Origin of the sequence: Vibrio sp. Vb1755 (assembly GCF_033338635.1) — a bacterium.
Lineage (GTDB): Bacteria > Pseudomonadota > Gammaproteobacteria > Enterobacterales > Vibrionaceae > Vibrio > Vibrio alginolyticus.
Genome location: NZ_JAWOTA010000011.1, coordinates 106645 through 132294, shown reverse-complemented (window position 1 = coordinate 132294; position 25650 = coordinate 106645). Strand labels below are relative to the sequence as shown.

Genomic DNA, 25650 nt, shown 5'->3' with positions numbered 1-25650 from the left:
CATGCAGCTAACAGTGACAGCCTGACGATTGATTTCCCAATTATTGCCACCGATTTTGATGGTGATACGACTTCGGCAACCATTCCAGTCACGATTACGGATGATGCACCAATCATCGATAATGTTTTGCCTCTGGCTGTAGACGAAGATGATTTATCAGGTATTGGCTCAGACCAAACTGACGCTGTGTTTGTTGAAGGCGCGTTCACCACTACCCAAGGTTCAGACCGTGTGGTGAGCTACCAACTTGATTCAACTTCTGATCCTGTTTCGGGGCTAACCTCCCAAGGTGAGCCAGTTACTCTGGTAGAGACTGCGAATGCTGATGGCAGCTTTACTTACGTGGCTACCGCGGATGGCAATCCGGTTTTCACCATGAACGTGAATGCTGATGGCACATACAATTTCCGTCTGGAAGGGCCGGTCGATCACGCGTTAAACAGCGATGAATTAGTACTGAACTTCCCAATCATTGCAACAGACTTTGACGGCGATACGACGACCGCGACCATTCCCGTCACGATTACTGATGACGTTCCAACTATCGACAACGTTGTTCCACTCACGGTGGACGAAGATGATCTCGCCTCAATTGGCTCAGACCAAAACGATGATGCGTTTATGTCGGGTTCTTTCACCACAACTGAAGGCTCAGACAGCGTTGTTAAATACCAGCTTGATGCAACAGCAGATCCAGTATCTGGGTTGACCTCTCATGGTGAGCCTGTCGTGCTTGCTGAAACTGCTAACGGCGACGGTAGTTTTACTTACACAGCCACGGCAGATGGCAATGCCGTATTTGAATTGATTGTGAAGCCAGATGGCAGCTACAACTTTACACTGCAAGGTCCACTAGACCATGCGGTGAACAGCGACAGCCTGCAAATCGACTTCCCGATTATCGCAACAGACTTTGATGGCGACACCTCATCGGAGACGTTACCTGTCACTATCGTTGATGATAAGCCAACCATCACTGACGTAGATGCCATCACGGTTGATGAAGATGACTTAACGACGATTGGCTCTGACGGCTCTGACCCAATTTCCATTGATGGCAACTTCACTACAACGCAAGGCTCTGATGGGGTAGTGAGTTACCAATTGGATGCTTCTGCAACGCCAGTTGATGGCCTAACATCGCAAGGTGTGGCAGTGACGCTGACTGAAACTGCAAACGGTGATGGTAGCTACACTTATGAAGCGACAGCAGGAACTGAAGCCGTATTTACGCTGACCATTAATACGGATGGTTCATACAACTTCACGCTGCAAGGTCCAATCGACCATGCGACGGGTAGTGATGAGCTGACGCTGAACTTCCCAATCATCGCGACGGATTTTGATGGTGATACCACCACAGAAATGATCCCAGTCACCATTGTGGATGATAAGCCGACCATTACCGATGTCGATGCGATTACCGTTGATGAAGATGACCTAGGCACGATTGGTTCAGATCAGACTGGCCCGATTTCAATCGATGGCAACTTCACTACCACACAAGGCTCGGACCGAGTAGTGAGCTATCAGCTTGACGCGTCTGCAACACCAGTGGCTGGCCTTACATCACAAGGCGTGGCAGTCACACTGACGGAAACCGCAAATGGTGATGGCAGCTTTACTTACGAGGCGACAGCGGGTACTGAAGCGGTCTTTACTCTGATAGTGAATACTGATGGTAGTTACAACTTCACGCTTGAAGGTCCAATCGACCACGCAGTAGATAGTGATGAGTTGACACTGAACTTCCCAATCATCGCAACAGACTTTGATGGCGATACCTCTGCTGAGACAATTCCTGTCAAGATCGTTGATGACAAGCCGACACTTGGTGGAATCGAAGCAACAAGTGTGCAAACGGTTGATGAGGATGATATCCCAACAGTCGGATCTGATGGTACACAGTCGAACAGCATTGCCGGTAACTTCATCGCGACTGATGGTTCTGATGGCATTGTCGAGTACAGCGTTTCTGACCTAACGACGCCAGTACAAGGCCTGACCTCTGGTGGTCAATCACTGGTTATGGTTGAAGTATCAAACGCAGGTGGTGTTTCAGTTTACGAAGCTCGTATTGATGGCACGACGACACCAGTATTCCGTGTAACCCTCGATGCCTCTGATGACAGCTACACGTTCGATTTGCTCGCTCTTCTCGATCATCCAAATGCTGATGGACAAAATGAACTGATCATCAATTTACCGATAAACGCGACTGACTTTGATGGAGACGTGTCGAACAACATCACCTTACCAATTACGGTTGTGGATGATGTTCCGACCATTGATGGTTTGCTAGCAGGCAGCGAACAAACCGTTGATGAAGATGACCTACCAGCAGGTACGGATGCTGCAAGTGCAGAAGATACTGTTATTTCAGGTACTTTTGATATCACCGAAGGTGCTGACCAAGTTGCTTCTATTCAGCTGAGTGACCTGACCACGCCTGTTGCGTCACTGACTTCAGATGGTGAAGCTATCACCTTAGTTCTGTCTTCTAGCGCAAACGGCGTGAACGTATACCAAGGTGTTGCTGGCAATCCTGCTGAAGTGGTTTTCGAACTGACGCTGGATGCAACGAACAACTCCTATGAGTTCGATTTACAGAAGCCGCTTGATCATCCCGATGGTAATCAGCAAAACGAGATTGTTATTAACCTCCCTGTGACGGCGACAGATAATGATGGTGATACTTCACCAGCCTTCACATTGCCAATTACCGTTGTGGATGATGTTCCAGTTGTTACCAATATTGAAAGTCTACGTGTCGACGAAGATGACTTACCTCTTGGTTCTGATGGAACGAAAGAGCCATTAACGGTATCAGGTGAGTTCGAAGTTACTAGCGCAGATGGTATTGATGCTTTCGAATTGGATCTAAGCTCAAATCCTATCCCGAATCTGAAATCGGGTGGAGAAGAGGTAACACTTTCTCAAGACGTTGGTGCTTCAACTGCTGACGCGCTTGTTTACGTGGGACAAACTCCGGGTGGAGTGACTGTCTTCACGTTGACACTTCATCAAGATGGTAAATACGACTTTGAGTTATCTGGTCAGTTAGATCACGCGGTTAACTCTGATGAGATTTTGTTGAATCTACCTGTGAAGATCACGGATGGCGACAACGATATCATCACTGCGACCTTGCCAGTGACGATCGTAGATGACAAGCCAACCATTGATGCTATTAGCTCTGGTAGTACCTTGTCTGTGGATGAGGATGATATTCCGAGCCAAGGTTCGGACGACACGCCAGAATCCAATATCATTGGTGGCAACTTTGACGTTACTGATGGTGCCGACTCTATCGTTAGCTTCCAGTTGGATAGCTTAACGTCGCCTGTTTCTGGACTTACCTCAGGTGGTCAGCCGCTTGAATTGGTTGAATTTTCAAATTCAAATGGTGTGATTGAGTACCGAGCTTACGTACAAGGTACGACGGATACCGTCTTTAAACTGACGCTAAATGGCTCAGCTGACAGTTATGAGTTTGAACTATTAGGTGCACTTGATCATCCTGCGGGTAACGATGAAAACTCGTTGGTCATTAACTTCCCAGTCAACGCGACTGATTTTGATGGCGATGTGTCCAATAACATCACCTTGCCGATCACCGTGGTGGACGATGTTCCAGCTATTGTGAACGTGACAGACTCTAGCCAACAAACCGTTGATGAAGATGATCTTGCCGGTGGCTCTGACACGACAAGTAATGATTCTACGGTATTGAACGGCGGATTTGAGGTCGTTGCTGGTGCAGACAAGATTGTCAGCTACCAAGTTTCAGACCTCGATGCAGTCGTGTCTGGTTTAACGTCGAACGGCAGCAGCATCGAGTTGAATCTAGTAGGCACGAATGGTGGAGTAACCAGTTACGAAGCGGTTATTACTGGCACATCAACTAAGATCTTCACGCTGTCTCTTGATGCGAATAATGACAGCTACCAATTTGAGCTGTTGGGACCAATCGACCACGACGCTGTTCAAGGTGAAAACAACCTTGTCATTGATATTCCAATTACAGTAACAGACTTTGATGGTGACACGTCATCACCACTGAATCTTCCAATTACCGTAGTTGATGACATTCCCGAAATTAAATCAGCAGATGCTTTGGCTGTTGATGAGGATGACCTTGCCAACGGCTCCCAGGCAACCAACAAAGACAGCCTAGAAGCAACGGGCAATTTCGATACGGTGGAAGGGGCAGATACCGTTGTCTCTTATCAGCTGGATCTTACTTCTAACCCGATACCAGGAGTAACTTCAGGTGGTCTTGCGGTGACGTTAGTTCAAACCGCGGTAAGCAACAACAACTTTACTTATCAAGGTCAAACACCTGATGGTAACTCAGTGTTCACGCTAGTTTTGAACGCTGACGGCTCTTACAAGTTTACGCTTGAGGGTGCGCTAGATCACTCAACTCAAGGCGAAGATACACTCATACTTGATCTCCCAGTCTTTGCGACCGATGTCGATGGCGATACGGCAGGTATTAACTTACCAGTGACGATTACCGATGATGTTCCAACCTTGCACGATGCATCTATTTCGCGTGTTGAGGGACAAGGCAGCCGCACGGTTCGTTTATTCCGAGACCCTGTAGAGGGGGATGATGACCTTGGTGCTGACGGCGCACAAGTGACTTCATTCTCGGCTGATGATTCAGGCATTTACTTTAAGCAAAACGGTGTTGATTCTGATTCTGTCGATTTGAACGGCAGCGACCAAGTCGTATTTGTTCACAAGGTTCTTGACGGAGTGGATACTGAAATCGGTCGTTTGGTTGTTCGAACCGATGGCAGTGTGTCATTCCGTCCGAATGACGATCTTGACCATACCGAAACCGACTCGATTGATTTCACCATCAACGTTGTTGCAACCGATGGTGATGGCGATATCGCAGATGCCGATGTGGATATCTCGATAAGAGACCGCAATGCGCAAATTGACACGTCTACCGTTACTGCGTTCGAAGACCAAGGGCGTGATGGTGTCGTTGTGGGCGTTGACTCTGCAAATACTCAGGACAACTTGTCGACGCTGGATGTTAGCCCTGCGAAAGTCGACCTGGTTATCAATTTACATGATATCGACCGTAACGAGAGCTTAGGTGACATCACTATTCGAGATGCTGATACTCACAACGGTACGTTCTACTACAGAGACGGCAGTGGCAACTACATTGAATTAACATCTGTGGGCAATACGGTTGTTCTCGACGCATCAAATGTTGAGCAGTCATTCAATGGTGAGCTTGTCTCGTTAGATAACTTGTACTTCGTACCAGATCGTCATACATCAACCGATGCTTCTGGTATCGATCCTCGTATCCGCGTGGAAATTCTTAACAATGGTACGCCAGATCATACGATTAATGGTCGTTTAGACATTGAAGTTGCTGCCGTCGCAGATATTGCAACGTGGACGGCAAGCAGCGAATTTAACTACTCGGTTGATGAAGATGGAAACAATGTCGCACTTAACATCACGGCTGAAACCCAAGACACTAGTAACCCTGAAGGCATTGTGTACGAGCTTGTCTTTACACAAGGAGAAGGTAACGCAGAGTTAGTCTATTCAGATGGTAGTGCGATACCAAAATCCGGTGGTGTTTATCTGGTGGATGCAAGCCGAATTGATGAAGTTCAAGTTGATCCGATAGATAACTTCTCGGGTGAAATCAGAATTGATGTCACCGCTATTACGACGGAAAACAACAATCCACTGCTTGGGAAAGATACCGCTCGCTCAGAAACCGAAACCATCATTATTGATGTAAACCCAGTTGCGGATAAAGGTAGTTTTACTGTAAACCGAATTAATGTGTTTGAGGATAATGCTCGAACTCAAAATACGGTAGACCCTGTCACTGATCACGACCCACTCCAATTAAGTGAAGTGATCACCATGAAACCATCAGCGGACTTAGATGGTTCTGAAGCGTTATTTGTGCGTATTTCTAACTTCTCAATTGATGGGGTTACTTTGGTGTGGCTGGACTCAGCAAACCCAAGTCAGATAGTAGAAGTGACCGATTCAGGCGGCAATGTACTTTATTACGAAGTGCCAGAGTCTGAATTAGCGAACGTCGAAGTTCTTCCTCCGTTGCACAGCAATGATGACTTTACTTTCAATGTCGAAGGCATTGTGAAAGACACAGCATCATTGTCTACCGGTACGACAGAAGATGTGTTGTCACTGGGCAGTAAGACCGTCATCGTTGGTGTAAAAGGTGTTGCTGACATACCAGACACGGTATTAATTGACGCGGGGAACGTTTGGAACCGATTCGTAGACGGAGATGTGGCCGGGATAGAGACGACTATCGAAGAGAATGGTGTTGTAAACCTTAACTTCTCGGTTGTATCTGGTGAAGTTGCCGATAGACCACAGGATGATTCAGAAGCCATTACTGTTATCCTGTCCAACATCCCCGACGGTGTTCGTGTCGTAGATTCAGACGGTTCAAGCGTTGACCTCACCTTTGTTGGCTATGATGGTAACGGTCAACCGATTTACGAAGCAAACATCACTGGGCTGAATTTTAATTCCGGTATTCAAATTATTCCGGAAGCCTCTTCAACTGAAAACATTGCGATTACAGGGACGATCATTGTTACCGAGAATGATGGTCATAGTCGTGTGATTGAAAGAGAGGTAAGGATCAAGGTCGAACCCGTTATTGACGCTCAAGATAACTACGTTGTTCGATCGGAGGGAGATGAAGATACGCGCTTTGACATCGATTGGAAACCGACGCTCGTACAAAGCCCTGATGCCGATGAATTCTTTAGTGATGTAACCATCTCTGGATTTCCTCCAGGCAGCACGGTCTATGTAGATGGTGTGGCACAAACGCTTGTTTCTGGAACACTAACGCTTTCACCGCAAGCCGGTGAATCAGAGCAAGATTTTTCCGCTAAAATCTCTCAAAGTGGCTATGTTCAAGTCCAGTTGGAGCAGGATTCAAGTACTGACTTTGACTTGACCACAACCGTCACTGTGAAAGAGATTGACCATGAATATGTTGACGCTTCGAATCCCGGTGAAGGTATCGCTGAGAAAACCATCAATGGTACGGTGAATGTCCAAGTTAATCCAATCGTTGAGCCAGAGGATAAGACGGGGGCAATAGACGACCAAACCCGTCTGCTTGTCACTGAAAGTGGTGGTGGTGCTACCGATATCGTGAAGTCAGACGATCAAGGTAACATTGACTTTACGATCAACACTTCTATGGGGGGCGAATCTGGTGCTCATATCATTAAATATCAAGAGTTTGATGCGTCTTCAGATGAAGTGGTGACTCAACTTGTTGTTCAATTTCACAATGTGGACCCTGAGATCCTCAACCAATTGGTTATCGTCGGTGCACTAAATGAAGGTGGAGGTCGTTGGACAGTAACTAATGAAGACAACTTCTCAATTCAAGCGCCGTCTGGACTTGATTTAACACCAAACGATGACAGTGACGATGGCGATAACGGTGGTCTCTCTCAAATTGGCTTAACCATTTACGCAGAAGTGAATGATTTGGGCGAAGATTTGGGCAACGAAAAAGATGCGACGGTCATGCGCCAAACGGATGTGACACTTGAATTTCCTACCGTTCTCACACCGCAAATGAGTGTAGCGGCAGAGATTCAGGTGGCTGATGATGTCCAAATTCAAGCGTTGGAAGACAATTCTATTAACCTTGGTGCTCAGTTAACGTCGAAAGTTGATGCGATTAATGCAGATGGCGTGGAGGATGTCTTGACTATTATCGTCGATCCTTCAGCTCCTGGTATTCCTCCTGGCTTGGTGATCACGGGGACGGATATCGACTTTGTCAATGGTAAATACGTGTTCCAAGCCCATATCGATGCGAGTGGAAATATTACTGGCCTTGATGGTTTGACGATGCACTTGGCAGAAGATTACGCAGGTGATTTCGAATTACCAATTCGGTTCGTCACTAAAGACACTGAGTCCGGTGATGAAAAAGAAAATAATGTTCAGTTTCCAGTTCAGGTTTTACCGGTTGCAGACGTTCCGAGTTCAGCCGGGGATCAGCCGTTGGATAGCGATGTCACACCAAATGTAAGAGTAGATATCGTCGGTACTTTCGGCTTGGATGCAAACAAACAACCTGTGACTGATCTAAATAACGACGTTCCCACGGCGGATGGTGTCGGTTACGAAGATGGCTTAATCCAACTTAACTTGAGTGTTGATTTTGCCGATCAATTTAACAACACTCAAGGTGGTCGAGAAACACTAACGAACATCAAGTTAGAGCTTGATGACACAACATTAGGTGAGTTTGTTGATGCCAATGGTAACAGCTTAGGAACCAGTATTGAGTTTAATGAAGCTGAGATTTTAGCTGGTGCGCTTGACAATGTTCTGTTTAAGCCAAAAGAAAATTACCCCGTAGGTGGTGGCCAAAATACCGTCAAGATTAATGTCGAGGGAGAAATTACTGATGAAGCTGTGTTTGATCAGTCTATCTTGAATAACTCTGGCGATAATATAGATGTGAGAACCTTCACTGACGATGTCACATTTGAAGTTACGCCAGTCGTTGATGACATTACCATTACAGGTGCCGATCCGACGCAGCCAATCACGGTGATTGGTGACGAAGATACTTTAATTTCGCTGAATCAATCGGGCTCTGGTGTTTCGATCAGCCTGAACGATAATGACGGTTCTGAGAGTTTCGTTTCACTCAAGTTAACGGGGCTTCCTGATGACTTTATCGTTAAATCCAATTCCTCTGATTATGTTGTTAAGAACAACGGTGGGGGCGAATGGAGTATTCAACTAAAAGATCTCACTCAGACGTCCATTGACCTGAGTGACATCCAAATTAAACCGCCAAAACACTTTAGTGGCGAGGCTGAGATAGGTATTACGGTCTTCATTCAAGAGGAGTTGCTACAAGTTCCAACGGAACGAAACAACAACTTTACGCTTATTGTCAATCCTATTGGTGATGATGTTGATGTGAATCCCGATACTTCGGCTGCAGGTAATGAGGGCGAAGACATTGTTATTAATGTAAATGCGTTAGTGGTTGATAACAAAGAGTCCATCGGAGATGGTGCAAACTACCAGGAAAATGATCCAGAGACGCTGAGAGTTGAGGTCTCCAATGTCCCTGATGGGGCGAGTGTTTCATTACCTGATGGGACAGTGTTTACTGACCAAGGCGGCGGCATTTTTGTCTTAGAAATCAATGCTCAAGACTTGGATCAAGTGGTGTTTAATTCTGGGGATCGCAACGATAACTCATGGGATGGTTCGCTGCATTTCAAAGTGCAAGCCGTTGATACTGGGCTCGATGGCAGTCAAAGCTTGGGCTCCGCAGAGGAGTTTGATGTCACTGTTGATGTTGAAGCAGTGAACGATCGTCCAGAGTTCGTCAATACCGTGGATGTGGAAACACCAGAAGATACGCCAATGCTGCTTGATGGTTTCAGCATTACCGACATTGATGCCGTACTCGATGATCCGAATGCTGAATACGTACTCAATGTGAACGTCGACAGCGGTATCTTGAAGCTTAATCCAACGCTCATCGCTACTTACAACCTAACCGTGAGCGGTGATGGTACGGACTCCGTTGAACTGAAAGGCACAGTGGCCGATCTAAACAATGCCATTGCAGACGGTCTGATTGAGTTTAATCCAGACCTGAACTTCTTTGGTGACGTTCAGGTGGACGTGACAGTCGATGACCAAGGTAATGAAGGTATCGTAATTGGTGGGGTAGATGACACCCTAAATACCAACAGCAGCAGCTTCAATATTGAAGTGACAGCGGTGAATGATACCCCAGAAACTACGCCAGTGACGCTACCGGATATTGAAGAAGATAGTGGTGTGTTCTCCATCTCTGAAGCGGATCTTATTGCGAATGCGACAGACGTAGAGAACGATAACCTCACGGTCAGCAATGTTCAGTTAACGGATCCGAATTCGGGCAGCATTACTTTCAACAGTGGTACGGGAGAGTGGGAATTTACCCCAGCACCAGATTACAACGGTCCAGTTGAAATCACGTACACCATTACAGATGATGGCACGACAAATGGTACATCCGATCCTAAATCGGTTAACGGCAGCGCATCGTTCAACGTAACGGAAGTCAATGATGCTCCAACGACGTCTGAAGTGACACTTTCTGATATCGCAGAAGACAGTACGGCGGTTGATATTACCCAAGCTGATTTGTTGGCGAATGCGTCTGATATTGAAAACGACACCTTGATGGTGAGCAATGTCCAGTTGGTTGATCCAAGCAGCGGCACATTGGATTTCGACAACGTAACAGGTACATGGTCATTTACTCCTGCGCCTGGCTACAACGGCAAGGTCGATCTGACCTACGACATTACCGACAACGGTACAACGAACGGTGTTTCAGATCCTCAAACGGTGTCAGGAACGGCGACCTTCGAAGTCACTGAGGTGAACGATGCACCGGTAACATCAGAGGTAACGTTGAGTAGTACCGAAGAAGATGGTGGTTCGGTAACTATTACGGCTACTGAGTTGCTGAGCAACGCAAGTGATCCTGAGTCAGACAACTTGACCGTCGATAATGTTGTGTTAGTGGATCCAGCTTCCGGCACGCTGACTCAAGTGAGTGCGACAGAGTGGACGTTTGAACCCGCAGCAGATTTCTTTGGTGACGTTAATTTCACTTATGAAATCACAGATGACGGAACCACTAACGGCGCTCCAGACCCAATTACAATCGCGGGCACAGCAGTGTTGAATGTTGAAGCTACCAATGACGCACCTGAAATCACTGCAACGTCGGTAACGGATACGATCAATGAAGCTGATGGCCAGAAAGTAACGGGTATTAGTGTGAGTGACGTCGACTTTGCGGGCGCACAAGCAAATGAAAGCATGACCGTGACTCTTACAGTTACCGAGGGCGACCTTCGTGTCGAGCCGCCAGCAGGTAGTGGTGTGACTGTTGGGGCGGGGATGGCTGGTGAAATCACCCTAATGGGCACACCAGATAATATTAACTCCGTTCTTGGAGCAACAGACGCTTCTGAGGGGGTATTTGTGGATGCAGGAGATGTCAACGCAGCTTCAATCACTTTATCGGTGAAAGTCGAAGACAACGGCGTGTACTTCGAAAATGCATCGGGTACCGCATTGGAAGCGAATCAAGACTTCACTATCAATGTGACACCTGTAGCTGATGCACCTACATTGAGTATCAATCCTCAGTTTAATTACATTCGTCAAATTGCGGCTAGCCAAACCGCGAGCAGTCAAGGTTTAGCGATTGTCGGAATCATGGCGGCGCTTACTGATATTGACGAGGTGCTGTCTTTGGAGCTAACGGGCGTACCAGCTAGTGCTGAGGTAACAAGTGGCGTTTCTCCATCAGGCATTAGCTTCGATGGTACCACTTGGACAGTACCAAGCGATGAAATTGATACGCTAGAAATTGTCGCAACAGATACTAACAGTGGTATTGATGTCGGTTCTTACGATATTTCGCTTACGGCGATATCAACGGAATCTAATGGCGATGAAGCGCAGTCTTCACCTGTCCAAATTAGTTTGGATGTGAGTAGTGATAGCGACGATATTGACCAGTCAACCGCAGTGGACGACAGCTATTTAGTCGGCGGAGACACAGGTACCAACTTGATTGGTGGAGACGGTGACGACGTTATTCTGGGTGGTGATGGTGATGACGTGCTTATCGGTGGCTTAGGCTCAGATATCTTAACGGGTGGAGACGGCAGCGATATCTTCAAGTGGACGGTAGATTCCGTTGATGAAGGGGCAGTGGATACCATTACTGACTTCACTGTTAACGAAGACAGTATCGATTTACGTGAAGTTATCTCTGATCTCAATAACTCAATGATCGACATGGATGATCTGCTTGGTCACATTTCGGCAGACTACGATGCATCGACGGAAAGTGTTTCTCTGAACATTACGACGGATGCAAATGTTCAACAGACTATTGTCGTGGAAAACTTAGGTACTTCAATCGACTTCAACGGTCTTAGCTCCAACGAGATTGTAGAGTCATTGCTCAACAACGGTGTTATTGATAACGGATAAACCTGTATACAACACAAAAATGGGCGGCTCTGATAAGCCGCCCATTTTTTTCGGGAAAGCTTGATTTTAAACAGGAGTATTTGAATCGAAATAGAAATAAAGAGCGAAGCAAAGGGGTTATCTTGTTACGACGTTATAGTGATAGTTGGAAATTAAAATAGCGATAATTTGACGTTAAATCGCCTAAACGTGGATGTCTAGCAAGCTGCCAATGATTTCATTGTTTTTCTCTATGACAGACGCGCCAACTCGGTTATAACCAGCGGCTTGTGCGAGGTTGATGAGAGATTCAACTTTTTGAGAGGGAAGGCTAGGTGTTGAGGCTGTTATTGCGACATCCGCAACCGCAGCTAAATCGATGTTGTGATCAGAAAGCTCTTCTTTTACCTTACTTACATTATTGCTAATGCCATGTGCAGCTTTCTCGGCCATTTGTTGTGACATCTGAACGATGTGGTATCCAGATTGAATTCCCGATACAGGCATATCACTACTCCCAACATTATGATAGTGAGAGCATAGGTGGAGTTTATAAAACGTTCAAGTGTTTTATATCAATGACTTGATTAGGCAAACAGTTTGGCAAGCATTTCTCTTTCTTCACCAGATAGAACCGGTTTTTGCGCTTTATTTAGTTTCACGCTGATCTCACCTTGTAATGACTTTAACTGACTTGCCGTTAAATCACTGAGCTTTTGCTTAAGTTCATTAAATTGTTGTGCGTTCATCTCAATACCTTCGTCGTGATTCGGTTTATCCGTCGTTGCCCGAAATTCTTCATCCTTTGGATACAACATATTTATTCAACCAAAATAGATTAGAATTTGATCGATTGCTTTTTGTCCGAATATTGTCAAGGTGTGTTAAGTGATACGTCAGATTTTTCCTAAGAAGGTACATAATTACCCACTTTGGGGTAGATGGAAACGTAAAAAGAAAAAGGGAAGCGATATAGCGCTTCCCTCTTACATATGGTTTGAATGTTACTAACTTACCCTGACGGCAAACTTACTAGCAAGTGAATGAAGCTCTGGGAGCATGCGATAGATAAGATGAAGTTGCTGCAATACCATGCGGGCAGAGCTGTCGTCTTCATCGCGCCATTCGTTTAAGCGTTGCTCGAGTCCAGCATCATCAATATTAGATAGGTCACACTCCTCACAATGCTGGTGAAGCTGTTTATGAAGTACATCCAGATGCTGATGAATACAACGGTGAGCATCTAAAACGAGTTTATGAATTGACTCATCTTCGATGCGAGTTCTGTGCGCGCCTAATGCAGAAATATAGTTCAACATTGCGTGATTTAACGTTAGGAAGCGAAAACTTTCATCAACAGCTGCGCGATATTTGCCAGGCTCCGCCAGCATCGTACTAATCGCAGAAGAGAGTGAGGCATCATTATTGTGGGCCTGGCGGCGAGCGATACGGTAACTCAAATTGTCTTTCTTGCCGATTCTATACTGACCAATGATCTGATCGAGATACTGCTTGTTCGCCTCTATCGCATCCGACATAACTTTGTGAAGCCTTCTCGACTGCCAGTCGGGCAAAATAACTAATACAGCTCCTACTGCAAGCACACACCCGATGAGGGTATCTGCTAGTCGAGGAAGGACAACTGCGTAACCTTCACCTAGTTGATTAAATAAGAAGAGGACGAGCAGTGTAATAAAACCAGTCGCGTACCCATAGTTGTTCATCCGGAAGGCGAAAAACATCACACCAGAGATAACGATAAATACTAACTGGCTTTCTTGAGAAGGGAAAAAAGTCAGCAATGGTACACCAATCAACAAACCAGCTAATGTACCTATTACTCGCGCCGTCAATTTTTGGCGAGTGGCACTGTAGTTCGGTTGGCATACGAATAAAGTGGTTAAGAGTATCCAGTAACCTCGGTCGATGTTGAATATTTGAATGATTCCATAGCCAATCGTTAAGGCAATTGACATACGTAATGCATGCCGAAACAGCATCGAATCTTTGTGTAAATTTGCTGATATACGCTGCCACATCGCTTTTAGCGTGTGTGGGTTGGTATCGGCGAGGGTATCTTCTTCGAGGCCTTCAACATCTGGGTTGTTAATGTTATTAAGTTGTTTTTCTACCGTCGCTAAGTTATTGAATAAATATGTTAACTGCATCAGCAGACGTTTCCAGTGCCCTTGCTTTTGTTCTTCTAGATAAGCAAGAGAGTTTTGTACTTCAGCTAATGCCAGAATAGATTGATCGGTATGGGAGTATTCATTTCCTAGCTGAATGGCTAGTGCAATATCACGACACGCTTGGGCTTGAGACTCCAAAAGGTATTTAAAACGAAACAGCACATCAGAACGTTCAAATTCGGTCGCTAAATCCTGATAGCGATAATGGCTAGAACTGACGCGTTCGTGAATGTCTTGAGCGATGAAATAAATATTTAAAAATCGGTCACTAGGCCCATCAATGTGACCCCGTTTCGATCGGTTAAGTAATGTGGTTTTACAAGCGTTTAGTGCCGTAACCGTGGCAGCATTGCATTTTGCAGCTTCAATCCGCAGCGGTTGTGGCGTCAAGTTGGTCACAGGGTGAAAAAGCTTGGCTTTCGCATCAAGATAATTCGCCATTTGGAAGAACACATTGGCTAGGCTTTGTTGCACCGGTTGAAGGGGCCAAAATATCTGCCAAATCATGGACATGAAGTAATACCAGGCGGCACCAGTTAAAAGCAGTAGTGGCTGAAACCAAATGTTGGTGCTTTCATGTGCGCCAAGCATAGTATAAATAGCGATCAGCAACGAACCAAAAGCAATACTCGCGTACTTAGGACCTATCGCCCCAAGAATGATGAAGCCGAAGGTTGAGATAAATAATCCCAACGCAAAAGCCCAAGGGGTATCGAACAAGATTTCAATTGAAAAAGCAGCAAGCGCAAAACAGAGAAAGGTGAGAATCAGAGCCTTGATGCGTCCAGTGAAACTGTCATCACTTTCAGCCAAAGCAGCAGCAATAACGCCTAATATTAATGGCGTTATCAGCGTGTTTTGCTCGAAGTACCAAGTTGGGATAACCACACCCAGTAAGGTAATGAGGATAAGAACGCTGTAATTTATCGTCTTGTTTGCCCAATATAGCCGAAATTTAGAAGTTGCTTGCACAATGCGCCTTATGTTTCCGATGAAGAACAGGGGGAATACTACCAGACCCACTATAGCGCGTTTATGATTTACTTTAAGAAAAATTCGTGGTTGCTGATAAAATCAGCAGGGATGTCATCGACTTATATTAAAACTGCCAGGTCATGTATTGAGGATTGTAAAGCCAGCTTCAAATAACCTCAGCTTTAGGTTATTAAATCGACAGTAATGTGAATTTTATTAAAGAATAGAAGAAGAAGCTTACTTAGGTGCTCGCCGTTGCTACAATTTAGCGCCTTAAAATGATATAAATCGACAACTTCTAAACTAAAAGGCGCACGTTTCATGCAGCTTACTGCCACTAGCAAAGCACAGTTTTTTATTCAAAATGAGTACCATCACGTCGAAATAAAAGAGAACAGTGTTTTATTAAGCTCGATAGGCAGTGAAGAACATATTCCTTTTACGATCTGGAATGGCAAAGTTAGCGTAAAGCGTGGGTTGTTATGGAGCTCTTTACAGTTTTTTGCTCATGAACACGAAGGCAAACAACAAAGCTGGCTAGTCCAAGGTTTACCGTGGCCACAATGCCGAAAGTTCGCGCTTGAGGCCGTTCGTCAATATCAAGAGTGGCACAACACTCAGTGCCGAAAACTGGCTGAGTATCTACCTAAGTGGGAAGAAGAGCTTTACAAACTAAAGCACTTGCCTGCTTACTTATCGCATTCTCAAGTGGTCTCCTGGGTTGAAAGCCTTAACCAAGAGTTAAGCGAGATGAAAACCACCCTAGAAGAAGCCAAAATGCGAATGCCGAATCGTATGTCGCAAATAGAGCCTTGGCTCATTGATACCTCTGAGGCGCTTGGTGAGCGTAATCGCGATTGGCTAGAAGCAGAACGTCCAAATTGGGAAGTGCTGTTTAATCAAATTGAATCCTCTCCTTTGAATTTATCCCAGCAATATGCGGTATTACTCAACGACGACCACAACTTAGTTCTTGCTGGTGCCGGCTCGGGCAAAACCAGTGTTTTAACCGCACGAGTTGCCTATTTGTTGCAAAGCCATCAAGCTCAAGCAGAAGAGCTTCTCATGTTAGCGTTCGGTCGTGATGCGGCGACTGAAATGAAAGAACGCTTAGTAGATAAAGTGGGCATGGCGGCAGACGGTGTGCGCGTCAACACATTCCATCAGTTGGGCTTGTATATTCTTAAACAAGTCGAACAGCAACCTGTCGAAATTAGTCCTTTAGCGTTGGACGAAAATCAACGAACAGCATGGTGTGTAGACTGGTTGAAAAAACATTGGATGACACCCACCAACTTTAAACGTTGGCAAAAACATTTAGACAAATGGCCGATTGCGTACCTAAAAGGGGATGATGAGTTAGGAAGCCATTCAGAAAATCCAAAACTGATCGCTTGGCTAGATTCGCAGCTGTCTCATTTAGCGTCGGTAGGGTTGACCAAAAAGCAAGTACAAGAAAAGCTCGTAAACCACCAAGACTATACGCGTTTAAATAGTGAACTCGCCTTATGCTGGCCATGTTTTACAGCGTGGCAGAAAATGCTTAAAGAAAGCAACCAAGTGGATTTCCCAACCATGATCAGTCGTGCGACAGATTATGTGAATAAAGGGAAGTTTGTCTCGCCATGGCGCTTTATTATGGTCGATGAGTATCAAGATATCTCTCCAGATCGTCTGGCATTGATTGAAGCACTGTGTGAATCCACTCAGAAACAAGCAGGTGCCACGTTATTTGCTGTTGGCGACGATTGGCAAGCGATCTATCAGTTTGCAGGAGCGGATGTCGATCTTATCACTGGCTTTAAAGAACGCTTTGCTCACTCTACCGTTCATCACTTAGATACAACTTATCGTTTCAACAATCAGATTGGTGATGTAGCGAATACATTCGTGCAGCAAAACCCATCGCAGTTGCCGAAAACACTAAACAGCCACAAACAACGCAAGCAGAAGAGCGTACATACCGCGCCGAGCAATCAAGTGGAAAAGATCTTGGATCACTTGAATCAACAAGCCAAGCAAACCAAGTCAGTTTTATTGCTAGGACGTAACCATTATCATAAGCCCGATTTGTTCGACGATTGGTTGCGACGTTTCCCTAATCTCGATATTCGCTTTATGACTTGCCATGCGAGTAAAGGACGCGAAGCTGACTTTGTGATTATTCTTTCTGTGGATGAGGGGCAATTCCCCGCTAAGAAGAAGCAAATTCACATTGATGGTGCGTTGACGGAGTCCAAAGACAAATTCCCTTACGCAGAAGAGCGCAGGCTATTTTACGTGGCGATTACACGTGCGAAAGAGAAGGTTTGGATCACGCATACTGGCGCGGGATCTGCATTCGTTCAAGAGCTCGTTAATGGTGACTATCCCATCGTGACTTCCCGTTAAATGCAACGTTTAGAATGTTAAAAACAGCAAGGGCGATACTTGGTATCGCCCTTGCTTTATTTGGTTGGCATCAAAGCTTACATGCGCTCAGCAAGATAGGCTTCGTAATCTGGTACTTCGATGTCTACTTCTTGCTCAAGAAGAGGGGAGTTAAACAGGAACTTAGCGGTGGCTCGGTTCGTTGCTACAGGAATATTCCAAACACTAGCAATACGAAGAAGCGCTTTAACATCTGGGTCGTGAGGTACGGCATTCAGTGGATCCCAAAAGAAAACGAGAACGTCGATTTTGCCTTCTGAAATGAGAGCGCCTAGTTGTTGATCACCGCCCATCGGACCACTGATCATGCTCTTGATCGCAAGTCCAGTTTCTTTACTCAGCATGTGTCCTGTCGTGCCAGTTGCGTAAAGGAAGTGACTCTGTAGCTTTTCTTTGTTTTCTTTTACCCAGCGAAGTAGCTCAGGTTTGCAGTTGTCGTGAGCAACCAAAGCCACATGTTTATGGGTTGGCATGGTACGAATGGTTTTTTGCATCAAGATGTTTCCGTTTGTATGATTTTAAAATTGTTGTGACTCAATAGAACACGTTTTTGGTCTTTCAATCAACAGCCTTAACACGGAATGTCGGCCTATATTCTGACGGAGATAACGATTCTTCGATCGTGTCGTCATGAAGCGTCTTCGGAGTCAGTGGTTTGATGGTTGGTGAGGCATGTTTGTCATAAGCTTCACCTCTTAAGTAATGCGTTGCTTGCATCACGGAAAGCCGACCTTGCTGCACCATTTTATCTGTTGGTGCGAAGAGTACTTTGTTACGTAACAGGCCTCGATATACACCATGACTTAAGTACACAGAAACTAAACCGATCTCCTCAGCTTTGCCTGCACTGCGCAGCTCACTGATGGCCGCTTCAATCGCCACTGCACTGCCAACAATGTAATCTATATTTCCCATATCGATCACACGTTGAACTAGGTTACGTTGTAACTCCTTGTCGTTGTCTGCCCAAAATGAGTCAACAATGTTGATATCACTTCCTTGTATCGCTTCATAAAATCCGGCAGTAACGGGTTTCGTACCACCACGAGTTCGCGGCCCCAAAAGTAAGGCAATGTTGGTTTTTCCTGACCCCTTTGGATGGCGAGCTGCCAAATATTGACCCGCTTCGTATCCCATCCAATGCCAGTCAACACCAACAGTCCCTTTTAGCAACTCACTTTGTTCTTCATCCAAGTCGAGTTGGTTCACAGTAGCAAAAACGGGAGTATTCCCCACCCAATTTTTAAGTGAATGCTCGTAAGCCTGTGGGTCCACGGTCCCAAGGATAACCGCATCTGCTCCCCATTGGTTACACAGTGCGAGTTGTTGTTCTTGACGGGTTTTGTTTGGGTAGCCGCCCGCTTCAAGGACTCGTAGCTCGACACCTTCTCTTTTCGCTTCGGACACCATTCCATAGTTTACTGACAACCAGTATGAATCCTTTAGGTGAGGGTATATTGCACATATTTTCTCTGCGGCAACCGCTGGCAAAGAAGCAACTAGGGTTAAAATGGCTGCAGAATGTTTGAAAAATGTGCGAAATGCGTGTTGATTTTTAACCATGAAATGAAGTTCGTTGGCATAGATTAAGTAAACACTGCAAAATATAACGTAATATGTCGCTGAACACGAACATTAAGGTCATGAAAATATGCTGCTAGCAACTGCAAGCATCGGTCGTAAACTTTTGTTGTCTTTCATTGCGATGGCAATACTGGTCATGTTATCGGCACTTATTGGTGTGTCTGGATTTTCTTTGGTTGCCAAAACCGAAAGAAATGTCGTGGATTCTGCGATTCCCGCCATGATTGAGGCGAGGCAAGTCTCTGAGTTGAGTACTCGTATTATTTCGTCTGTACAAATGTTGTCGAACGCAAGAAACGAGCAGGAACGAAAGGAGTCAGGGCGAGTGCTGTTCGAACAGCTCGAGTCTTTACTCACTCACATCAAGGAGCTCGGGAGTGAGTCGTTCGATTCTCAATTGTTAGAAGCTTTAGAGAATAACGTCCAGAACGTTATCGACAATTTGGCAGAACTCGGTGTTTCGGTTGAAAAAAAGCTGTGGCTTGCAAAAGAGATAGATACTCGTGTTGAAGAAATGCGTCTGCTCAGTGAAGAGCTAGAACAACTAACTCGTACGCAAGTTCAGAATACAAGCACCATTGCTGTTGCTAACGTCACGCATATTTATGACTTATTAGAATCGAATAAAAAATCGCAAGTTTATCAGGCGCTAGATGCACTGGTGGAGGTCGATCTTGATCTGACTGAGCGATTGCATGAACTGCACTTGTTGGCCTTTAAAATGTTGAATCAGATTGAAGAGGCACGGACATTAACGAATATTGAGCGAATTCAACAGGTTCAAAGTGATTTCGATAGCAACCTCAAAATCATGCAACGCCGTGTACTCGCTGTGGAAGATCCTACGCGCTCTAAGCAAATGAGCCAACTGCTCATAGAGCTTGGCAAGCGTCAGGTCGTATTTTCTATACTGATGCAGCAATACGAGAATAACGAACAGTCACAACAACTGATGCAAAAGACATTAGAGTTGTTCTCAGAGCTTAATGGCACGGTCAACAAATTGGTTGATGATTCAAACAAAACCACTACCGTCGCTGTAGACCAATTGACCAGCACACTGAAATTCGCTCAGTGGTCTTTAACCGTTATTTCAATTGTTGGTTTGATTGTATTGGTGCTGATTTTATGGCGTGTGGTGTACCTTTCTGTTGTGAAGCGGTTAGCGGAATATTCCGCTGCGTTGCTGTCTGTGGCGCAGGGTAACTTAGCGGTTGAGTTGGAAGTGAAAGGCAAAGATGAGTTGGCGCATATGGGGCAGGCCATCATCACGGCTCGTAATACCGCGCAAGCACTAAAAGTGGTAGCAGAGGGTGAAGCTCAAGCCAAGCGAGAGCTTGAGGAGCATAAAGAGCATTTAGAAGAGCTCGTTGAGCAGCGCACTTCGCAGTTAAAACAAGCAAACCGCCGTTTGAATGAAGAGGTTTTGAATCACGCTAAAGCTCGCAAGCAAGCAGAGCAAGCGAGCCGAGCAAAATCGGCATTCTTGGCGACGATGAGCCATGAGATAAGAACGCCAATGAACGGAGTGTTGGGGACAGCACGCTTGCTGATTGACTCAGGCCTCAACCCAATTCAAAAGCGTTATGCAGAAATCATTAATCGTAGTGGTAAAACGTTGCTCGCGATCCTTAATGATGTACTGGATTACTCCAAGATTGAAGCGGGGCATTTAGAAATTCGTCACATGGGCTTCGATTTACACCAAATGGTGGAGGACACTTTCCAGTTAATGAACAGTCGAGCACAAGAGAATAAGCTGCTGTTCTCCTACCATATTGAAAGTGATGTTAGTCGCTACTGGAAAGGGGATGTCACCAGAATCAGTCAGGTGCTGAACAATCTCGTTGGTAACGCGATTAAGTTCACTGACGAAGGAGAAATTGATATCTACGTTAGCCTGAACCCTGAGGACGAGTCGCAAGTCCTGTTTGAAGTATCAGACACTGGAATAGGAATTGCCAAAAAATACCAGAGAACGTTGTTTGATGCCTTCACGCAAGCTGAAGGTGGGATGAGCCAAACTGGAGGTACGGGGCTTGGACTTGCCATCAGTAAGCGAATCATTGAAGCGATGGGCGGTGTTTTAGAAGTCGATTCCGAAGAGGGAAATGGTAGCCGATTCTGGTTCTCTATTCCGTTAGAGGAAAGCGAACCTGTTGAAACAGGAACCGTGGCAACCGCACGTTGCAAAGTGAAAGCAAAGGTCTTGCTAGTAGAAGATAATGAAGTCAACCGAGTGGTCGCGGAAGGCTTTCTAGAAAGCATGGGGCATCAAGTCGTGATGGCAGAAAACGGCTCACAAGCAGAGCAACTGATCAGCACACAAGATTTTGATATCGCTTTGGTCGACATCAACCTCCCTGATTGTGATGGAACTGAGTTGATCCAACGCTTAAAGCGGATTGAGTGTAATAAGCCGGCCAATAAAGCGCTTGCCGTCACGCCAATGATTGCAGTGTCTGCACACGTTTTTGCGGAAGAAGTTGAGCGCTATCTAGCCGCTGGTTTTGACGGATACTTGCCTAAGCCATTAGCAAAAGAGGCACTCGCGGCATTGATTCAGGATGCGCTAGACGGAAAGCCGTTGTTGTTGCCACAAAATGCCGACTGTACCCCGTTTGATCAAATTTCACCTCAAGAACAAGAGCTACAATCAAAGATCGTTCAAGCACCTAAAATAAAGGAACCCGATGTGGTTATCATTAATCCGAGCGTGATTGAGTCCGATATGAAAATCTTGGGCAGAGATAAGATGTTGCACATTATTAATCTGTTTAGAGCCACCAGCACCGATGTATTAAGCAAGCTGCAAGCGTCTGCTGAGGACAATGATAGTAAAGAAGTAAAGAACCTTGCCCATAAATTAAAGGGCAGTGCAGGAAGTTTAGGACTAACTGCGTTAATGAACGCTTGCCAAGCAATTGAAGCCGCGCCTCAACCTCTAGATACCTATAATGCGACTAAAGATGATTTAGTTTCTCAAGTGTCTGCATCAATTCAAGCTCTGGATGAGTTAATGGCGAAGTAATCCATCGAGCATTGAAAATAAAAAAACCTCCGGCTTTCCGGAGGTTTTTTCTATTCGGTCATGTCATCTTCCCACTCGAATCGAGTGTCTAGGGCATAAGGGTCATCATCAAAAGGATGTTCCACTTTGCCACGTAAGTATTCGAGTTGATGCTCAAGCATATTGACCGTTTCGTAGTCTCCCTCAGAACAAGCAACGTAAATCTGTTGTTCAAGAGCGGCAATGTTATCTCGGATACCCATGAGAACCCCCTTAAATCATCATCGATTCTCAAAACGATTATAGTCAAGTAATCCAAATTCGATCGGTTGTTTTGTACGGTACCAATTGTGTAAACGATCGCTAAATGACCAGAATTTTTCTGAGCTTCTACGAATCGCAAAATTATCCAATAACTTAACGTAATCGGACTCGTTTTGGATGGCACTAAATTGATCGACAAAATCTTTTACTTGGTTTTCGTTGATCGAGAAAAATGCCGCAGGGTAGCTTCCCACAACGCCGCGTACAATGGTCATGTCATCGTTAGCAAAGTCACGGTTACTTTCTTCATCAAACAAGCTAGAGATGTTTGTGTGTGCATTGTTGTGAAGTAAGGTGAACAGTTCATCTTCCCCTGATTGACTTCTCACCATAAGCATAGTGATTTGCGGAACGGTTTTTAGGCCTTCACCACGAACGTGGTCAATACGTTTTAGCTGCTTTTCACTACTCGCAGAAAGAGCCGTGTCTTGAATTTCGTAGCGAGGCAGAAGCACATCTGAAACATGTTCGCTCAACAACTCCACCAACTCCGTTTTTGGATCGTCACTCTTATACTGAACGCTGGTTGGTTGGTTAAACGGCTTCACATTTCGTTGTAAAAAGTCACTCAACTGCGGGCTTTGATCTTTATACCAGCTAGATTGCAGTTCATGGCGCATATCGGCGGGTAACAATGAGATAAAGTTACTTTCGCCTTCTAGACGCAAGAAGTCCATAAACATTCGTGTCATGAGCTGATGGCCGAAGTTACCGTAAACGTCAAACCCAGCAACAAGCAAATAGTGGATACGCTCTAGTAACGCGTAGTCAAGAATCCACACTGTTTTAGGCTGCTCACCAACTAACCCTTGAACAACAGAAGCACTATCAAAATGGCGGAATATCGTTAATGCCGCATTATGGTTGGTGCCATTACCGTCCCAAATTACATCGGTGGATAGGTTTTCACCTTCTTTAAACCAGTTATTAGTGAACTCAGATTTAGCCTCTAGGTAGCGAGCTTGCTGGCGCGCGTACTTGACCCAGTTGGTAACAGGTAGCGTGTTACTTTCTTGTTCTGCCGGTAGTTTTAGGTTATCAGCCTGAGATCGGTAAAACTCATTTACTTCTGGGATGTCTGCTTTATCTGGATCAAGGAAAAACACCCAAAAGCGATCATTGATAACATTCAATGCCAGTTGGCCACGACAAACTGGGCCTTTGATGTATGCCATTATTGTATTTTGTGCATTATCTAGCATGAACTTAAAGCGCGACTTCACTGGAAGGTCGATGAATGATGTCATCGGGTTTGCAGCAACTTCTGGTTCATAACTCGGTAGCTGACTAACCATGTAATCAGCATCAATAAACCAAGTTTTCCAGTTCTCTATGCGTTGCTTGTTTAACGCGAATGGCATGTGAGTTTTATCTACTATGGTCCCTTGCTCTGGAATAATTCGATAAAACACACGTTCAACCCCTGGATCATCGTACGGGCGACGCGTTGAAATACGTTTGACGGGCTGTCCTGGTGGTGTAGCAGAGCGGACGAGCGTGAAGAATCGGGGATCTTCATCGAGTTCCGAAAAGTAGAGATGAGATAAAAATAAATGCTCATATATATACCTAGCCATCAGCTGATTTTTCAAATCAGAGTGGTTAAGTAATGCTTCGTACTTATCTATTTGCGCTTGCTCTTTCTCACTAACAGGTCGGTGAACGTTCATTATTGCGCCGTTTTCCAACCAAGTCATGAGTGTGTGGTATTCACTGTTTGATAGGTTTGGCATACCAAAAGGCATTCCCCAGGTCGGGTTATCCTTTTCGTATTGCTCGTATTCTTCAATCGTTGGACAGGTTTGCTCTCGGTCTATCGAAAAGTCAAAGCCTTCTAACTGGACTTGGTCAGGCAATGGGTGGCGCTCTTTTTGTTGTAGCAAACGTGCGATAAGGCCTGCATCAATGTTGGCTGCCATGCTTTGATCACGTTCGTTGAGAACCGGATGAAAACCCGCATCGCGCCACTCTTGGGTTGTTTCTGCATCTTCGAATAAGCGTGTTGGTGCTGCGGCTGTGAGTCTTGTTCCTTCATATACCAGTGCTTTACTCGCACCACGGTCAATGCCCTCAACAGAAGAGAGCTTAAGTTGACATGGTGCATCGTAGCACGCGTGGCAGACGACACAGCGGTTATCCATAATGGGTTTAACTTCGCTTTGGAAGAAGTTTGCTTGAGGGGTTTCCACGTCAACTGTGCGTTCACGCACGAGCTGTGGACCAAACAGTTGGTCATAGTTAAGACCAGCATAGGTTGCACAGCCGGCAAACAAAGTAGCAATGCAAAGTGTAAAAATTAAGCGTAAATTCATTGAGTTATTTTACGTGATTAGAATTTGCATTAATTAAAGCAAAATAAGCGGTCAATTACCAAAAGTTGGGTCAATTAGCGTTAATTTTTCTGTTGATTGTCTGAGCGCTTGAAAATGTAACCCTGGCGGTGGACTGTCTGAATTCTGTCTGTTGGAACGCCTTCGTGAACTAGACGCTTTCTCATTCTGCTCATGTGCATATCGAGTGCTCGATCATGTTCAGTAAATTCACGTTTTAGTACTGTTTCGTAAAGAAAATGCTTACTAAGTACTTGATCTTGATGGTGAGTGAGAGTTTGCAGCAGCTTAAATTGAATGCTTGTTAACTGAACAGATTTCTTGTGTGGCAAGTAATTGAGTACCACAGAGTGAGTGCGCTTATCTAGTAATAGCTCCTCATCATTATGGTGAACGCCGTTGTGTTGGCATTGGGAAGTTTTTCCATTTGAAACCTTGGAGTCAAGCACACGGGTACCTTAATTATTAATAGTAGTAAAACGTATTATCATTAATATTTATATAAAAGCAATCAGGTACTTTATGAGCACTGTGATATGCGTAGACAATCTTAATACTTGAGATTAACAGTAGCGATGAATGGTGCGATGGCGCTCTGAACTAAAGTGCTATTGGAATGCGTATTAGCTACAAATAACGGTGTAATGTTAGGCAAAGATAGAAAGAATTCTCATTTAGTAAATTCGCTTATCCGCTATTTGTGAACTATACATTCTGTTGCAGGAAGCAC

Annotated in this window: 11 protein-coding genes; 3 read left to right on the top strand and 8 right to left on the bottom strand. The window is 45.1% G+C overall.

Annotation, left to right across the window (positions count from 1 at the left end; translation table 11 throughout):
- The coding region (locus R7E00_RS12275; protein WP_318124432.1) for a DUF5801 repeats-in-toxin domain-containing protein at positions 1–12099 on the top strand (12099 nt) is incomplete at its 5' end.
- A gap of 183 nt (positions 12100–12282) precedes the next feature.
- On the opposite strand, the gene R7E00_RS12270 is transcribed toward R7E00_RS12275, so the two are convergent.
- The 3 genes from R7E00_RS12270 to yccS all read right to left on the bottom strand — a co-directional run bounded on the left by R7E00_RS12270 (position 12283) and on the right by yccS (position 15239).
- Positions 12283–12585, bottom strand: coding sequence for a hypothetical protein (locus tag R7E00_RS12270; protein WP_047101396.1), 303 nt, complete (start codon positions 12583–12585; stop codon positions 12283–12285).
- Positions 12586–12665: 80 nt separating this feature from the next.
- Positions 12666–12896, bottom strand: coding sequence for a hypothetical protein (locus R7E00_RS12265; RefSeq protein WP_005376575.1), 231 nt, complete (start codon positions 12894–12896; stop codon positions 12666–12668).
- 189 nt (positions 12897–13085) lie between these two features.
- Entirely contained in the window at positions 13086–15239 is a 2154-nt protein-coding gene (gene yccS / locus R7E00_RS12260) for a YccS family putative transporter (protein ID WP_005376573.1), read from the bottom strand.
- A gap of 324 nt (positions 15240–15563) precedes the next feature.
- Here yccS and helD point away from each other — a divergent pair, with 324 nt between their 5' ends.
- Positions 15564–17633, top strand: coding sequence for a DNA helicase IV (gene helD, locus R7E00_RS12255; protein ID WP_033906474.1), 2070 nt, complete (start codon positions 15564–15566; stop codon positions 17631–17633).
- Between the two features lie 77 nt (positions 17634–17710).
- Here helD and R7E00_RS12250 read toward each other — a convergent pair whose 3' ends face one another.
- Both R7E00_RS12250 and torT read right to left on the bottom strand, forming a co-directional pair.
- Positions 17711–18166, bottom strand: coding sequence for a methylglyoxal synthase (locus R7E00_RS12250; protein ID WP_005376571.1), 456 nt, complete (start codon positions 18164–18166; stop codon positions 17711–17713).
- Positions 18167–18230: 64 nt separating this feature from the next.
- Positions 18231–19280 (bottom strand): TMAO reductase system periplasmic protein TorT, encoded by a 1050-nt coding sequence (gene torT / locus R7E00_RS12245; protein WP_254901919.1) that lies wholly within the window; start codon positions 19278–19280, stop codon positions 18231–18233.
- Between the two features lie 43 nt (positions 19281–19323).
- Here torT and torS point away from each other — a divergent pair, with 43 nt between their 5' ends.
- Positions 19324–22287 carry a TMAO reductase system sensor histidine kinase/response regulator TorS gene (gene torS, locus R7E00_RS12240; protein WP_262606056.1) on the top strand — a complete coding sequence of 988 codons (2964 nt, stop codon included), beginning with the start codon at positions 19324–19326 and terminating at the stop codon, positions 22285–22287.
- A 50-nt stretch (positions 22288–22337) separates the two neighbouring features.
- Here torS and R7E00_RS12235 read toward each other — a convergent pair whose 3' ends face one another.
- The 3 genes from R7E00_RS12235 to R7E00_RS12225 all read right to left on the bottom strand — a co-directional run bounded on the left by R7E00_RS12235 (position 22338) and on the right by R7E00_RS12225 (position 25369).
- Positions 22338–22529, bottom strand: coding sequence for a hypothetical protein (locus R7E00_RS12235; RefSeq protein WP_005376565.1), 192 nt, complete (start codon positions 22527–22529; stop codon positions 22338–22340).
- An 18-nt stretch (positions 22530–22547) separates the two neighbouring features.
- Positions 22548–24902 carry a fatty acid cis/trans isomerase gene (locus tag R7E00_RS12230; RefSeq protein WP_017635366.1) on the bottom strand — a complete coding sequence of 785 codons (2355 nt, stop codon included), beginning with the start codon at positions 24900–24902 and terminating at the stop codon, positions 22548–22550.
- Between the two features lie 80 nt (positions 24903–24982).
- Entirely contained in the window at positions 24983–25369 is a 387-nt protein-coding gene (locus tag R7E00_RS12225) for a winged helix-turn-helix domain-containing protein (protein ID WP_206954606.1), read from the bottom strand.
- Positions 25370–25650: the final 281 nt, after the last annotated feature.

What these genes read in the sequence shown, in the direction of transcription:
- R7E00_RS12250 (WP_005376571.1), bottom strand. Translation starts at nt 18,166, where the DNA reads ATGCAAAAAACCATTCGTACCATGCCAACCCATAAACATGTGGCTTTG.
- R7E00_RS12270 (WP_047101396.1), bottom strand. Translation starts at nt 12,585, where the DNA reads ATGCCTGTATCGGGAATTCAATCTGGATACCACATCGTTCAGATGTCA.
- torS (WP_262606056.1), top strand. Translation starts at nt 19,324, where the DNA reads ATGCTGCTAGCAACTGCAAGCATCGGTCGTAAACTTTTGTTGTCTTTC.
- R7E00_RS12235 (WP_005376565.1), bottom strand. Translation starts at nt 22,529, where the DNA reads ATGGGTATCCGAGATAACATTGCCGCTCTTGAACAACAGATTTACGTT.
- R7E00_RS12265 (WP_005376575.1), bottom strand. Translation starts at nt 12,896, where the DNA reads ATGTTGTATCCAAAGGATGAAGAATTTCGGGCAACGACGGATAAACCG.
- R7E00_RS12230 (WP_017635366.1), bottom strand. Translation starts at nt 24,902, where the DNA reads ATGAATTTACGCTTAATTTTTACACTTTGCATTGCTACTTTGTTTGCC.
- helD (WP_033906474.1), top strand. Translation starts at nt 15,564, where the DNA reads ATGCAGCTTACTGCCACTAGCAAAGCACAGTTTTTTATTCAAAATGAG.